Source organism: Sphaerisporangium melleum (genome assembly GCF_014646695.1).
GTDB lineage: Bacteria > Actinomycetota > Actinomycetes > Streptosporangiales > Streptosporangiaceae > Sphaerisporangium > Sphaerisporangium melleum.
Genome location: NZ_BMNT01000058.1, coordinates 37,231 through 37,701 on the forward strand (window position 1 = coordinate 37,231; position 471 = coordinate 37,701).

Annotated in this window: 1 protein-coding gene; it reads left to right on the forward strand. The window is 72.8% G+C overall.

Annotated features, from left to right (window positions below; all coding sequences use genetic code 11):
* Positions 1 to 10: 10 nt before the first annotated feature.
* A partial coding sequence (locus tag IEY93_RS38935) for a KS-MAT linker domain-containing protein (RefSeq protein WP_444544681.1) occupies positions 11 to 471 on the forward strand: 461 nt, incomplete at its 3' end.

The window sequence follows — 471 nt, forward strand, 5'->3', positions numbered from 1 at the left end:
GTCCTTCGGCGTGAGCGGCACCAACGCGCACGTCATCATCGAACAGGGCGGCGTGGCGGACCTCCAGGAGGGCCCGGAGCCCGCGGAGCCCGGCACGGATACGGCCATTGCTGACGCAGAGGCGGCGCCGCCGGTGGTGCCCTGGCTGCTCTCGGCCAAGACCGCCGAGGCGCTGGCCGGTCAGGCGAGCCGGCTGGAGACGTGGACCCGAACCCACCCCGAGGCCGTCCCGGCCGAGGTGGCGCGGACGCTGGCGACCGGTCGCGCCCGCATGGAACAGCGCGCGGTCATCGTCGGTGTCGATCGGGATGAGTTGGTGGCGGGTCTGCGTGCGCTGGCCGATGGTGTCCAGGCGCCGGGTGTGGTGACCGGGAGTGGGTCCGGTGGGAAGTTGGCCGTGCTGTTCGCGGGTCAGGGTGCGCAGCGGGTCGGTATGGGTCGTGAGCTGGCGGAGCGTTTCCCGGTGTTCGC